13 protein-coding genes are annotated in these 13,590 nt (G+C 34.5%); 6 read left to right on the forward strand and 7 right to left on the reverse strand.

The window, feature by feature from the left end:
• Nucleotides 1-5: 5 nt before the first annotated feature.
• Both F0460_RS09180 and F0460_RS09185 read right to left on the reverse strand, forming a co-directional pair.
• Nucleotides 6-2,486 carry a hybrid sensor histidine kinase/response regulator gene (locus F0460_RS09180; protein WP_150012468.1) on the reverse strand — a complete coding sequence of 827 codons (2,481 nt, stop codon included), beginning with the start codon at nucleotides 2,484-2,486 and terminating at the stop codon, nucleotides 6-8.
• Nucleotides 2,487-2,564: 78 nt separating this feature from the next.
• Nucleotides 2,565-3,704 (reverse strand): acyl-CoA dehydrogenase, encoded by a 1,140-nt coding sequence (locus tag F0460_RS09185; protein ID WP_150012470.1) that lies wholly within the window; start codon nucleotides 3,702-3,704, stop codon nucleotides 2,565-2,567.
• 92 nt (nucleotides 3,705-3,796) lie between these two features.
• On the opposite strand from F0460_RS09185, the gene F0460_RS09190 reads away from it, so the two are divergent.
• The 4 genes from F0460_RS09190 (at nucleotide 3,797) to F0460_RS09205 (ending at nucleotide 7,713) form a co-directional block, all read left to right on the forward strand.
• Nucleotides 3,797-4,885 (forward strand): anhydro-N-acetylmuramic acid kinase, encoded by a 1,089-nt coding sequence (locus F0460_RS09190; RefSeq protein WP_150012472.1) that lies wholly within the window; start codon nucleotides 3,797-3,799, stop codon nucleotides 4,883-4,885.
• Nucleotides 4,886-4,937: 52 nt separating this feature from the next.
• A complete protein-coding gene (locus tag F0460_RS09195; protein WP_150012474.1) occupies nucleotides 4,938-6,164 on the forward strand; it encodes a Glu/Leu/Phe/Val dehydrogenase dimerization domain-containing protein in 1,227 nt (408 codons plus the stop codon).
• 107 nt (nucleotides 6,165-6,271) lie between these two features.
• Complete coding sequence (locus tag F0460_RS09200) at nucleotides 6,272-7,150, forward strand: energy transducer TonB (RefSeq protein WP_150012476.1); 879 nt, start codon at nucleotides 6,272-6,274, stop codon at nucleotides 7,148-7,150.
• 182 nt (nucleotides 7,151-7,332) lie between these two features.
• A complete protein-coding gene (locus F0460_RS09205; RefSeq protein ID WP_150012478.1) occupies nucleotides 7,333-7,713 on the forward strand; it encodes a hypothetical protein in 381 nt (126 codons plus the stop codon).
• A 32-nt stretch (nucleotides 7,714-7,745) separates the two neighbouring features.
• On the opposite strand, the gene F0460_RS09210 is transcribed toward F0460_RS09205, so the two are convergent.
• Together F0460_RS09210 and F0460_RS09215 are read right to left on the reverse strand one after the other, a co-directional pair.
• Nucleotides 7,746-8,141 (reverse strand): ExbD/TolR family protein, encoded by a 396-nt coding sequence (locus F0460_RS09210; protein WP_150012480.1) that lies wholly within the window; start codon nucleotides 8,139-8,141, stop codon nucleotides 7,746-7,748.
• The gene (locus F0460_RS09215; protein WP_150012779.1) at nucleotides 8,122-8,835 is read right to left on the reverse strand and encodes a MotA/TolQ/ExbB proton channel family protein; all 714 of its coding nucleotides are present in this window, start codon (nucleotides 8,833-8,835) and stop codon (nucleotides 8,122-8,124) included. The genes F0460_RS09210 and F0460_RS09215 overlap by 20 nt, the downstream gene beginning before the upstream one ends.
• A gap of 125 nt (nucleotides 8,836-8,960) precedes the next feature.
• Here F0460_RS09215 and F0460_RS09220 point away from each other — a divergent pair, with 125 nt between their 5' ends.
• Complete coding sequence (locus tag F0460_RS09220) at nucleotides 8,961-10,181, forward strand: bifunctional folylpolyglutamate synthase/dihydrofolate synthase (protein ID WP_150012482.1); 1,221 nt, start codon at nucleotides 8,961-8,963, stop codon at nucleotides 10,179-10,181.
• Between the two features lie 97 nt (nucleotides 10,182-10,278).
• Here F0460_RS09220 and F0460_RS09225 read toward each other — a convergent pair whose 3' ends face one another.
• On the reverse strand, nucleotides 10,279-10,653 hold the full coding sequence (locus F0460_RS09225; RefSeq protein WP_150012484.1) for a winged helix-turn-helix transcriptional regulator: 375 nt from the start codon (nucleotides 10,651-10,653) through the stop codon (nucleotides 10,279-10,281).
• A gap of 159 nt (nucleotides 10,654-10,812) precedes the next feature.
• Between F0460_RS09225 and F0460_RS09230 the strand changes: the two genes are divergently transcribed.
• Nucleotides 10,813-11,493, forward strand: a complete 681-nt coding sequence (locus F0460_RS09230) for a YceI family protein (protein ID WP_190304129.1) — start codon at nucleotides 10,813-10,815, stop codon at nucleotides 11,491-11,493.
• Nucleotides 11,494-11,558: 65 nt separating this feature from the next.
• Here F0460_RS09230 and F0460_RS09235 read toward each other — a convergent pair whose 3' ends face one another.
• Both F0460_RS09235 and F0460_RS09240 read right to left on the reverse strand, forming a co-directional pair.
• Nucleotides 11,559-11,933, reverse strand: coding sequence for a DUF779 domain-containing protein (locus tag F0460_RS09235; RefSeq protein ID WP_150012488.1), 375 nt, complete (start codon nucleotides 11,931-11,933; stop codon nucleotides 11,559-11,561).
• Nucleotides 11,934-12,007: 74 nt separating this feature from the next.
• Nucleotides 12,008-13,519, reverse strand: a complete 1,512-nt coding sequence (locus F0460_RS09240) for an aldehyde dehydrogenase family protein (protein WP_150012490.1) — start codon at nucleotides 13,517-13,519, stop codon at nucleotides 12,008-12,010.
• Between the last annotated feature and the right edge of the window lie 71 nt (nucleotides 13,520-13,590).

Genomic DNA, 13,590 nt, shown 5'->3' on the forward strand with positions numbered 1-13,590 from the left:
GTTTCTTAAGTGATTACTTTTTCTATTTCTTTAATTATTAAAGGGGTTTTATCGGTAATAGCTGTAATGGTATTCTGCATTTCTTGTGCGGATAAATCGGTTGTTTTTTGTTCTAAAAGAATTAATTTATCTACAATCTCGTTTATTTTTAACTGACGGAACATTGGCAACATTTTATGTGCGGTTTGTTTTACCGTTTCAATATCATTATTCGTAAACGCATTGTTTAAAACTTCGATATCTGTTTTAGAACTTGTAAAAAACGATTCTACAATAAGTTTAACCGCCTCTTTATCATTTTCCAGCAAATTAAACAAATCGGTTAAATCAAAATCGTTATAAATTAATTTCATTGTCGGAATATTTTGAGTTGGTACCGTTACGGTTTCCTTGGTTTTAATACGCAGAATTTTATAAATAGTATTGTATAAAGTGTTTATATTCAGTGGTTTTCTCATATAATGATTAAAACCAAGTTTTTTGTATTCGTGTTCGTCAAAATCGATTTTTCCAGTTAACGCAATCACAGGTGTATCTTTGTAATTTTCTAACGATCGAATATCTTCTATAACTTTCAAACCGCTGTAAAAAGGCATCTGCATATCGGTAATAATCAACTGATATTGTTCTTTCTGAAGAATTTCCTTTGCAAGTGCACCATTTTCTAAAGTGGTCAGTTTTTTAACTTTATTGCCAAAAATTTCTTCGATTAATTTAAGTTGCAACTGGTCATCATCAATAACCAAAATCTTTTTATTTTCTAACTTCTTGGCGTTATCATATTCATAATCAGCCTCTTTTTCGATTTCTGAATCTTCTTCAAAATCTTTCAACGGAATAGTAATGTAAAAAATGGTTCCCTTGTTATGTTCACTTTCAAAATGAATGGATCCACCTAACAGCCCAACTAAACGTTTGGTAATATTCAGTCCTAAACCAGATCCGCCGTAGCTTTCGTTGTTGTTATGCGCCTGTACAAACTCTACAAACAAATCTTCTTTATTTTCAATTTTAATACCAATTCCGGTGTCGGTAATTTTAATAATTGCCAAATTGTTATCTAAATTAGCATCAATACGCACTTCGCCTTTGTGTGTGAATTTTATGGCGTTAGAAATTACGTTGGTTAAAATCTGCTGAATTCTGAACGAATCAGAATTAAAATCTGCATTCAGTTTTTCATCAATATTAAAAACTAAATCTATCTGTTTTTTATCGGCGCTGTTTTTAAGGTTGTTTGATATGTTTTGAAGCAAATCGTTAAAGTTGAATTTCCCAGTTTTGATCTTAATTTTGTTGTATTCCAGGTTCGAAAACAACGAAAGATCATCAACCATTTTCTTAATATACTTTGTTGACTGAATAATGTTTTTAAGGAATTCTTTCTGTTTTGCCGTTTTAAGTGTGTTCTGTAAAAGTGCCGAAAAACCTAGTAACGAATTTATAGGCGAAACCATATCGTGCGAGATAGTTGCCATGAAAAAACTTTTTTGCTTCATTAAATCCTGCATTTCAAAATTTAATTTCTCGAGTTTTTGTTTGTTTAAGGCCGATTTATTCAAGTCGCGTAGAATGATGAAACCAAAAAACAAGGCAATAACCGAAATTATGATCCCGATTTTTGCAATATTGTTACTAACCTTGTCTATTACACTTTTACTTGATTCGTATTTGGTGTTCGATGATTCTACAACAATTTTCTCAACTTCGGACAATAAATCACGCAAACGAATGCTTAATTCCTGATTTCTTTTAATCAGCAACGCTTCTTTATCGTAATATCTTTTAAGTAATTTTAATTCGTTTTTCTTGGCTGCCGAAAAAATATTCTCTGTTGCTTCGTTTATTTTTTGCTGATTTTCTTGATTTTCTTTCTTTATTCTTTCTTGTTGTTGAGCAATTCTATTATTTTCTTGAATTAATTTTTCTTGAAGCAGTACTTCATTATCTTTAAATTTATTCTTCACTTTTCCCCACCAACTTGATTGTTCAACAACTGTATCAATAGCAACTTTTTGAGTTTCTCCTGTGCTTTGAATTTCTTTTATGCGGGATTGTGTTTCACTGTAAAGATCGAAATTGATGTATTTTGACTGTACATCTAAAACCTGATCAAACGTTAAACTTTTCAGGTTTATAATGTTGGTAATGGTATCTAACTTGTTTTTAAGGCTTTCGTTTTGAATATTATCTTCTTTTAAAACATCAATCCTAGAAACCAATGAATCTAACTGATCATGATAAACCTTTGCAGCTCTTTTATCGTAAGAAAGTAACGCCAACCTGCCCGAATTTTCGGTTGCATACAAATCGCTTACAATATTTCCCAATTCAATAACCTTGGTATTTTCTGTTAAAAGATCGTCTTTAGAAACATTCAGATTTTTAACTTCACGTAATATATAAAGAATCGATAAGGTAAAAATGCCAATTAAAAATATATATCCCAGGGTTAGTTTTACTTTTAAATTCTGCTCGGTTGTCATAATCAAATTTTTTACTAAAATAAAAAAAGACTACCGAAAACGATAGCCTTTTATGTTTTGATATTTATAAAGATGCTATTATTTAGCAATTCCTCTTGAAATTACAATTTTTTGGATTTCTGAAGTTCCTTCGTAAATCTGTGTGATTTTTGCATCACGCATCATACGCTCTACATGGTATTCGCTAACGTAACCGTTACCACCGTGAATTTGAACTGCTTCAATTGTAGTGTCCATAGCTGTTTGCGATGCAAATAATTTTGCCATAGCTCCAGAAATAGAAATATCTTCGCCATTATCTTTTTCAGACGCCGCTTTCATACACAATAAACGTGCTGCCGAAATATTTACAGCCATATCTGCCAATTTAAATGCAATTGCTTGGTGGTTGATGATTTCTGTTTTAAACGCTTTACGCTCTTTAGCATATTTTAAAGACAATTCGTAAGCACCTTGCGCAATACCTAAAGCTTGCGATGCAATACCGATACGACCGCCGTTTAAAACATTCATTGCGAAAGCAAAACCAAACCCGTCTTCGCCAATTCTGTTTTCTTTAGGAACCTTAACATCTGTAAACATTAAAGAATGTGTATCGCTTCCGCGAATTCCCATTTTCTTTTCTTTTAAACCGATTTCAAAACCTGGCCATCCTTTTTCAACAATAAAAGCATTGATTCCTTTATGTCCTTTTTCAGGATGCGTGTGTGCAATAACCAAGTAAGTAGATGCCGTGCTACCGTTTGTAATCCAGTTTTTAGTACCGTTTAACAAGTAGTGGTCACCCATATCAACCGCAGTTGTTTTTTGTGATGTAGCATCAGATCCAGCTTCTGGCTCAGATAAACAAAAAGCACCGATTACTTCACCAGATGCCAATGGCACCAAATATTTTTGTTTTTGTTCTTCTGAACAGTATTTTTCCATTCCCGCACAAACCAACGAGTTGTTAACTGACATAACAACTGCTGCCGATGCATCAACTTTAGCAATTTCTTCCATTGCCAAAACATAAGAGACGCTGTCTAAACCTGCGCCACCGTATTTTGGGTCAACCATCATTCCTAAAAATCCAAGCTCACCCATTTTTTTTACTGCATCAGCAGGAAATTTAGAGTGCTCATCACGTTCAATAACTCCAGGTAATAATTCAGTTTGAGCGAAATCACGAGCAGCTTGTTGAATCATTAATTGCTCTTCAGTTAATTTAAAATCCATCTATTTTATTGTTTTTGTAAACATATTAATTTTCCGCTCCAAATATAATCGAATATTGCCAATTTTTCAAAAATTATATCTATTTTTAATTTATGAATACAGAAAAATTTAAAGTGCTTGGTGTAATGTCAGGTACATCGTTAGACGGAATTGACTGCGCCGTTGTAGAATTTACAAAGAATAACAACGTTTGGAGTTTTGATTTTATTTCAGGAAAAACAACTGCTTATTCTAAAGATTGGCAGAATAAATTACAGCATGCCATTCATCTTTCTGATACCGATTTACATCTTTTAAATATTGAATATACTTACTTTCTAGCCGAATATTTAGATGATTTTATTACGGATAATAATTTGACTGATCTGGATTTCATTTCATCGCACGGACATACGGTTTTACATCAACCCGAAAATGGAATTACCCTGCAAATTGGAAATTTACCAACTGTTACTGATATGATTTCTTTGCCTTTTGTGTGCGATTTTCGTGTGCAGGATGTGCAGTTAGGCGGACAAGGAGCTCCGTTGGTTCCCATTGGCGATCGCTTGCTTTTTGCCGATTATGATTATTGCTTGAATTTAGGTGGATTCTCTAATATTTCTTTTGAAGAAAACAACGAACGAATTGCGTTTGATATTTGTCCGGTTAATACCTTATTGAATCATTTTGCAAAAAAAATAGGTAAAGACTTTGATGAAAGCGGAAATTTCGCAGCATCAGGAACGGTTAATCAAGATTTGTTGAATGAGTTGAATAATCTATCGTTCTATAATCAGCAAGGTCCAAAATCATTAGGGATAGAACAAGTAAATACCATTTATCTGCCATTGATCGAAAAATATCATTTATCCGCTCAAGATCATTTGGCAACCGTAACAGAACATATCGCGTATCAAATAGCATCAACCCTAAAAAAATCAAACTCAAAATTATTAGTAACAGGCGGTGGTGCATTCAACGAACACCTTATTAATAGGTTAAAATTTTACGCACCAAATACAACCGTTGTTTTAGGATCAAAAGAATTGATAGAATTTAAAGAAGCCATAATTTTTGCTTTTCTAGGTGTACTTCGTGTTACAAATACAGATAATGTGTTGAGCAGTGTTACGGGCGCATCAAAAAATCATTGTTCGGGTATTATATTTAATGAGGAATTATTAAGAAGTAATTGCTAAATTGATTTGTAATGAATTATATTTGTCGGGAAAATAAAAAGTAATCAATATAATGAAAGATTTATTAAAGAAATTCGAAGATAAAAAACCAGAAGTTGTTTTTCATTGGTCTGATTCTGAAACAGAAGCAGAAGGGTGGACAGTAATTAATTCATTGCGTGGCGGTGCTGCAGGTGGTGGTACACGTATGCGTAAAGGATTAGATATGAACGAGGTTTTGTCTTTGGCTAAAACTATGGAAGTGAAATTTACCGTTGCAGGTCCGGCTATTGGTGGTGCAAAATCTGGTATTAATTTCGATCCTGCTGATCCGCGTAAAGAAGGCGTTTTACGTCGTTGGTACAAAGCGGTTTTTCCTTTATTGAAAAATTATTACGGAACAGGTGGAGATTTAAATGTTGATGAAATTCACGAAGTAATCCCAATGACCGAAGATTGTGGTTTATGGCATCCGCAAGAAGGTGTTTTTAACGGACATTTTAAACCAACCGAAGCAGAAAAAATCAACCGTATTGGTCAGTTGCGTCAAGGTGTTTTAATGGAAGTTGTAAATCCTGCGTACACGCCAGACGCTGCTAAAAAAATAACAGTTGCCGATTTAATTACAGGTTATGGTGTTGCAGAAGCAGTAAATCATTACTACAATATTTACGGTGGTAACGTAAGCGGTAAAAAAGTAATTGTTCAAGGTTTTGGTAACGTAGGTGCAGCAGCAGCTTATTATTTTGCACAAATGGGTGCTAAAGTTGTTGGTATTATTGACCGCGACGGTGGAATTATGAAGGCGGAAGGATACTCTTTTGAAGAGATCAAGACGTTATTCTTAAACAAAAACGGAAATACCTTGGTTGCTGATAACATGATTCCTTTTGCAGAAATTAACGATAAAATCTGGAGTATGGGTGCTGAAGTATTCGCGCCATGTGCAGCTTCACGTTTAATTACAAAAGAGCAGGTTGACGCAATGATTAATTCTGGATTAGAAGTTATTTCATGTGGAGCGAACGTTCCTTTTGCAGATAAAGAAATTTTCTTTGGTCCAATTATGGAATATGTTGATTCTAAAATCAGTTTAATTCCAGATTTTATTTCAAACTGTGGTATGGCGCGCGTTTTCGCTTACTTCATGGAAAGTCGTGTACCAATGAACGATGCTAAAGTTTTCGAAGATACATCGAACATCATTAAAAAAGCTTTAGAAAAAGCACATGCTTTGAATTCATCTAAAACAGATATTTCTGCAGCAGCTTTTGAAACCGCTTTAAAACAATTAGTGTAGTTTCAACACAATATATACATTAAAGCAAGTAGAAATACTTGCTTTTTTTATACAACTAAATAAAAAATGTATATTTACCTAAAATTTAAGCTTTATTAGAAAATATGATGATGCAGTTTACAAACGAAGAAAAAAAATCAATGGCTATTACAACAGCGGTAGTTGGAGTTTTGTTGATGATTTTGATATTTATACGTTTTGCAAATTCTGTTGATATATCTGAATTAGCAGGCGGTGGCGGTGGCGGAGTCGAAATTAATTTTGGCGACAGCGATTTGGGTATGGGTCCCGATTTTACAAGCGAAGTATTAAATGTTACCGAAGCTAATAAAAAATCGGCAGCTGCCCGTGAACCCGAAGTTGAAGAAGAAATTTTAGCACAAGAAAACACCAGAGATGTTCGCGATTATACGGTAGTTAAAAAAGCAACTACTACAAAAGACAAACCTAAAACCATTACAAAACCTGTAAGAGAACAACCAAAAACACGTCAGGTTTCCGATTTTGTTAAGAATGCAGCATCAAGTTTGAATGGAAACAAATCTGGTGGTGATGGAGATGACGGCGTTGCTGGTAATAAAGGAAGAAAAGACGGATCTTTAAATTCTAGTAATTATTATGGCGATGGTGGTTCTGGTGGTGGAACAGGTGGCGGTCACGGAACAGGAAACGGTTCGGGAGTCGGAGCAGGATCTGGAAGCGGAACAGGTGGCGGAAATGGTTATTCTTTATCAGGCAGAAAGGCAACTTCACGCCCTGCACCACAAAACAACTGTAACGAAGCAGGAACAATCGTAGTTCGTGTAAAGGTTGATAGAAATGGAAATGTGATTGAAGCAACACCAGGAATTAAAGGATCTACAAACAGTTCAAGCTGTTTAAAAAATATTGCAAAAGATGCCGCAATGCGTACCAAATGGGAACCAAAAGCATCCGCATCAGCAGAACAAATTGGAAGTATAGTTTACAACTTTAAATTGAATTAAAAATAAAAAACCTCAAATCTTAAGTTTGAGGTTTTTTGTTAATACTCGTTACTTCAAATAACATAACGTAATGAAGCATATCAAGAAGTTTATTAATGAACAAAGTTCTCGACAAGCTCGAACTGACGAAAGGTTGATATTTGTATTGGTTATAAAATGACTCAACTAAAAACTTCAAAAGAATGAAAACATTAATTAGGCTAGTTTCTATAATTTCTTACATGTCAATCATTTTGACAGGGCAAATGATTGGAATTCCTTTAATACTATGGCTAGTTTTTTCAATTTTTAATTTTGGAAATATCGATCAATTATTTGCAATATTTGGATTTATTGGTATTATACTGAATTTAAGTAAATTGAAAAATAATATAGTTGTTGCTATTTTAAGTTTCTTACTTATGTTGTCACCAATAGTTAGTAGATTAGTTCAAGTTCCGATTGAAATGTTTGAGTATCTAGGATTTCAAATCCCTTTGATAATTTTTATATTAACGTACTTGACCTACATTTTAATTATTGCAAAAGAAAAAATTCTAATATCAAAAAGTAACAAAAACTAAAAAAACTCCCGATCAGCTGATCGGGAGTTTTTTTAATTCTTATTGGTAGCAATTACAAACTTAAGATTGTTCTTTACACCAATTTGTAAAACGTTTACTAAATCTTGTACCTGTAAGTTGTACGGTATTCTAACAACTACGGTTTGAGTTTTATCTCCGCCAAGTTTCGCTAATAAATGCGCTTCTAAATCTTGCGGATTAACCGGTTCTTTATCAATGAAAAACTCTTTGTTTTCGTTAACAGATAAAGTAATCAGCTGCTTGTTGGTTTTTTCTGTTGCTTCTGCTTTAGGCAATGTCATTTTAATAACATTTGGATTGGCTAAAGTAGATATGATAATAAAAAAAAGTAACAGGAAAAACATGATGTCGCTTAACGATGAGGTTGCAACTTCAGCATGAAATCTTTTACTTCTCTTTATGGCCATTTGGTCTCTGTATTATGTTAATAAATTTTAAAATGATTTTTTGCGACTGTAAAGCAAAACCATCAATTTTTCCGTTTAAAAGGTGGTACGCCGCATAAGCAATAATACCAACGATTAATCCGGCACCACTACTGATCATTTTTTCGTATAAACCACCCGAAATGTTGGCAATACTAATGTTTTCGGTAATAGATATGTTGTAGAAAATTTTAATAACCCCCGAAATAGTTCCAACGAAACCTAAAGTAGGTGCAATACCGGCAATAGTTCCCAAATGGTTCAGTTTTTTCTCCATATTGGCAATTTCAATGTTGGTTACCTTTTCCATGTTCGATTCAATTTCCGAAATCGGTCTTCCAATCGTAAGTAATCCTTCATGCAAAACGTTAGACTCTGCAGTGTTTTCGCGTTGAACCGATGCTACTGCCAAATCCAGATTACCCGAATTAAGCTGCGTTTTCAACGAATCCATTAATCCCGCGCTGGTTTTTTTAGCCGATTTCTGAATATAAAAGTATCTTTCAAAAGTAAGATAAATCGTATAAACAAATAATATCACAATAGGTATTAAAAACACACCACCTTTTAAAACAAACTCAAATAGAGAAAGTTCCTTTGTTGTGGCAACGTTTTCTACAATGGCTTGTGTTGTTTGTGTTAAACTGTCTGGTGCAGCTTGCAAAAAAAATGTCATCATAAAGTTTTATTTAACGCGTAAAAAAATGATTTTTGTAGATTGATATTTCAAAACAATTATTTGTGCTAAATAATGAAAAAAATATCACATATTAAATTAATATAAAACAAAATTTGGTATATATGGATAAGTATCACGAAACGGTTGAATGGATGTTTGCGCAACTGCCAATGTTTCAGCGAATAGGGACCGACGCTTTTCGAAAAGATTTAACCAATACGCTTAAAATTGCGGCTCATTTAAACCATCCCGAACGCAATTTTAAAACCATTCATGTTGGTGGAACAAACGGTAAAGGTTCCACGTCGTCTTTAATTGCGTCTGTTTTGCAAGAAGCTGGTTTTAAGGTTGGTTTGTACACATCGCCGCATTTGGTTGATTTTCGCGAACGCATCCGTGTAAATGGTGAGGATATTTCAAAAGAATTCGTTGTTGATTTTATCGAACATAATAAATCGTTTCTCGAAAATAATAAATTGAGTTTCTTTGAAATGACGGTTGGTATGGCTTTTCAGTATTTTTCCGATCAAAAAGTCGATGTCGCAATTATCGAAGTCGGTTTGGGCGGTCGTTTAGATTCTACAAACATCATCACTCCTTTATTAAGTGTCATCACCAATATTGGCTGGGATCATATGAATTTATTGGGAAATACCATAGAAGAAATCGCTTTTGAAAAAGCCGGAATCATTAAAGAAAATATTCCCGTTGTTATTGGCGAATTTACTGCTGAAACTAAAATAGTGTTTCAAAAAGAAGCCGAATTAAAAAACGCACCTATTTATTTTGCTTCCAAAACCGATGATATTCCTGAATTAGAATCCGATTTAAAGGGAAATTATCAGGTTCACAACAAGAAAACAGCATATCAAGCAATACAATTATTAAGGAATCATTTTTCAATTTCTGATGCTGATATTTTAAAAGGTTTTTTAAATGTCGAAAAAAATACCGGTTTAAAAGGAAGGTGGACAGTTTTGTCTGAAAAACCTTTGATTGTTGCCGATACTGCTCACAACAAAAACGGACTAGAAATAGTGATGCACCAGGTTCATCAGCAAAAATTCGATAAGTTGTTTATGGTATTTGGCGTTGTAAACGATAAAGACATCGATTCTATTTTGCCCTATTTACCAAAAAATGCCGAATATTTTGTTGCCAAACCAAATGTTCCCCGCGGATTAGATGCCACTGTTCTAAAAGATATACTTACGACAAACGGATTTAATGCAATTGACTTTAATTCAATACCCGACGCTTTAAACCATGCAAAAAACAAAGCGTCTGTAAACGACATGATATATATTGGCGGAAGTACTTTTGTAGTTGCAGAAGTGGTTTAAGCCATAGATAAAAGGTTTTTGAATAATAATATGGTCATTAATATACTATAAAAGCCCAAAATGTAACTTTTATAGTATATTCTTTTCTTCAATAAAATTACACAGTAACTTCACTTTTCTTATGCAGTTTGTTTCGGTAATCAATTCCCCAATTGGCAATTTCTTCGATTATCGGGCTTAAGGTTTTGCCGTATTCGGTAATTTCGTATTCAACTGTAACAGGTTTTGTATTAAAAACGGTTCTTTTTACCAAATGATTCATTTCTAAATCTTGCAGTTCTTTAGAAAGCATTTTTGTTCCGATACCATCAATCTCCCTCAAAAGATCCATAAAACGTAATTTTTCGCCTCGAATCAATGTTCCTAAAATATGGAATTTCCATTTACCCGACAGTATTCCCATAGTATCTTTAATCGCAGTCATTCTGGTTTGACACACAGCGTTATTGTTCAATACGGCTTTTTTCTTCATTTTATTTTGATGATTTGCAAACAGATTACAAAAATACGGTTTTAAACAATAGTTTCTTCAAGGAAATTAGTTTCCAAAAGGAAACTAATGGTAAAAAGATCTTTAATCTACCGTAAATTTACCACCTCATTAATTAAACTAATAATAATTGATATTATAATGAAAAAAGTATTTGTTTTAGCCGTAGTGGCATCGGCTTTTATTGTTTCTTGCCAGCGTGCTGCCAGCGATCAATCTACAACTTCGGCTCCACAAGAGGTTGCTGCAGAAAAAGGTGCTACTTACACGGTAAATAAAGAAGCGAGTAATGTAAAATGGACGGGTTACCACAAAGGTGGCTTAAATCCACGTTTCGGAATCATGAAAGGCGAAGGAACGCTTTCTGCTGAAAGCGGTGTAATTACAGGCGGATCGTTTTTAATTGATATGAATTCTGTTTTAACGGATGCAGCTTCTGTTGATCCGGCTTCTTCTGGAGGAAAAACTTCGGCAGATTTAGATCTACACTTAAAAAATGCAGATTTCTTTGATGTAGCAAAGTATCCTACTGCAAAATTTGAAATTACATCGGTTAAAAGCTTTGATGCTGCTACCGATAAAAGTGCTATTGCTGATGCAAACTTCGTAATAAGTGGAAACTTAACTATTAAAGAAAAAACGGTTAATGTTACTTTCCCTGCAAAAGCGGTAGTTTCTGATACGGAAATTACATTAACTTCTAAATTTACAATCAACCGCCAAGATTGGGGATTGGTTTACGGAACTGATGGTGATGCGAAAGATTGGATGATTTCTCAAGAAATTGATATCGAACTAAATATCAAAGGAAATAAGTCTTAATTATTTTTTCATAGTTAATGTAAAAAGAGAGGGTGTCGTGTGTATGCTCTCTTTTTTGTTTTGTACTATTCCATTAATGTAACAGGAGCTAAATTTTGTAATTCGTCTTCGGTAAATAAACGGTAATGAATTTTAAAGGTTTTGCCTAATGGAGTTTCCAACGAAAAACCTCCCGCACCAAATCCGTCTAAAACATCTAATGTAAAGTGGCTGAATTTCCAATATTCAAATAAATCGCGATCTACCCAAAATTCAGAATTTTCTATCGTACCAATTAAAACATCGTTCATTCGCGGGAAAAATCCGCCTTTCTCAAAACATTGCGGCTGTGTGCCTTCGCAACATCCGCCTGCCTGATAAAACATTAATGGTCCGTGTGTTTCTTTTAACTCATGGATTAATTCTATTGCTTTTTCTGTTGCATCAAGTCTTTGAATCATAGCTTTTTATTTAAAATGATTGATAAAATTTAAAGTCAGAAGCACGCTTCTGACTTTAAATATAAAGTTATCTACTAAAAGAATCCTAATTTATTTTTGTTGTAAGAAATCAACATGTTTTTTGTTTGGCGGTAATGACCCAACATCATTTTATGATTTTCACGACCAACACCGGATTGCTTGTATCCGCCAAACGGCGCACCGGCAGGGTAGCTGTGGTAATTGTTTACCCACACACGACCAGCCTGAATGGCTCTTGGAACCTGGTAAAGTTCATGCGCATCGCGTGTCCATACACCGGCACCCAATCCGTAAATGGTATCGTTGGCAATTTCAATAGCTTCTTCAACTGTTTTAAAAGTGGTAACAGCCAATACAGGTCCAAAAATTTCTTCCTGAAAAATGCGCATGTTGTTGGTTCCTTTAAAAAGGGTTGGTTTAATGTAGTAACCACTTTCCAAATCGCCATCTAATTTATTAACCTCGCCGCCTGTAAGTAATTCGGCACCTTCTTCTTTTCCTAAAGTAATGTACGAACTGATCTTGTCGAACTGAATTTTCGATGCTTGTGCACCCATCATAACGGTTGTATCCAGCGGATCGCCAATTTTAATGGCTTCAACGCGCGCAATTACTTTTTCAATGAATTTGTCGTAAATATCTTCCTGAATTAACAAACGAGACGGACATGTACAGATTTCTCCTTGATTAAAAGCAAAAAGTACAGCGCCCTCAATAGCTTTATCTAAAAACTCATCGTCTTTATCCATAACAGAATTAAAGAAAATATTTGGCGATTTACCACCTAATTCCAAAGTTACAGGAATAATGTTCTCGGTAGCGTACTGCATCACCAAACGACCTGTAGCTGTAGATCCTGTAAAGGCTGCCTTAGCAACTTTTGGGTTGGTAACCAACGATCTTCCTAATTCTGCACCAAAACCGTTCACCACATTTATAACACCCGCAGGTAATAAATCGCCAATAAGTTCCATTAATACCAATATTGATGTTGGTGTACTTTCGGCTGGTTTTAAAACCACACAGTTTCCGGCAGCTAATGCAGGTGCCAGTTTCCAGATTGCCATTAATAATGGGAAATTCCAAGGGATAATCTGCGCAACAACTCCAATTGGTTCATGAACGATTAGCGATACGGTGTGTTCGTCTAATTCTACATGCGACCCTTCTTCGGCACGAATTACTCCTGCAAAATATCTAAAATGATCAATTCCCAGCGGAATATCGGCATTCAACGTTTCTCTCACGGCCTTACCGTTGTCAATGGTTTCAACAGTTGCAAGATAATCAAGGTTTTGCTCCATGCGGTCGGCAATCTTGTTCAGAATAATGCTTCGTTCTGTAGCCGATGTTTTCCCCCAAGTTTTAAAAGCTTTATCGGCAGCATTTACCGCCAATTCCAAATCTTCTTTGGTAGAATGTGCTACTTTTGTAAACACTTTACCGTTTATCGGCGAAATATTATCAAAATATTTTCCCTGTATAGGCGCAGTCCATTTTCCATCGATATAATTCTCATATTGGCTTTTAAATTCCGGCCACTTTTTTACAGTCTCGTTACTCATAATTTTTAGTTTTATGTTTACTTAAATTGATTAATGTAAATTACTCTTAATTCGGTGCAAAAAATGAATCG

The sequence above is a fragment of the Paenimyroides baculatum genome (assembly GCF_008629655.1).
Lineage (GTDB): Bacteria > Bacteroidota > Bacteroidia > Flavobacteriales > Flavobacteriaceae > Flavobacterium > Flavobacterium baculatum.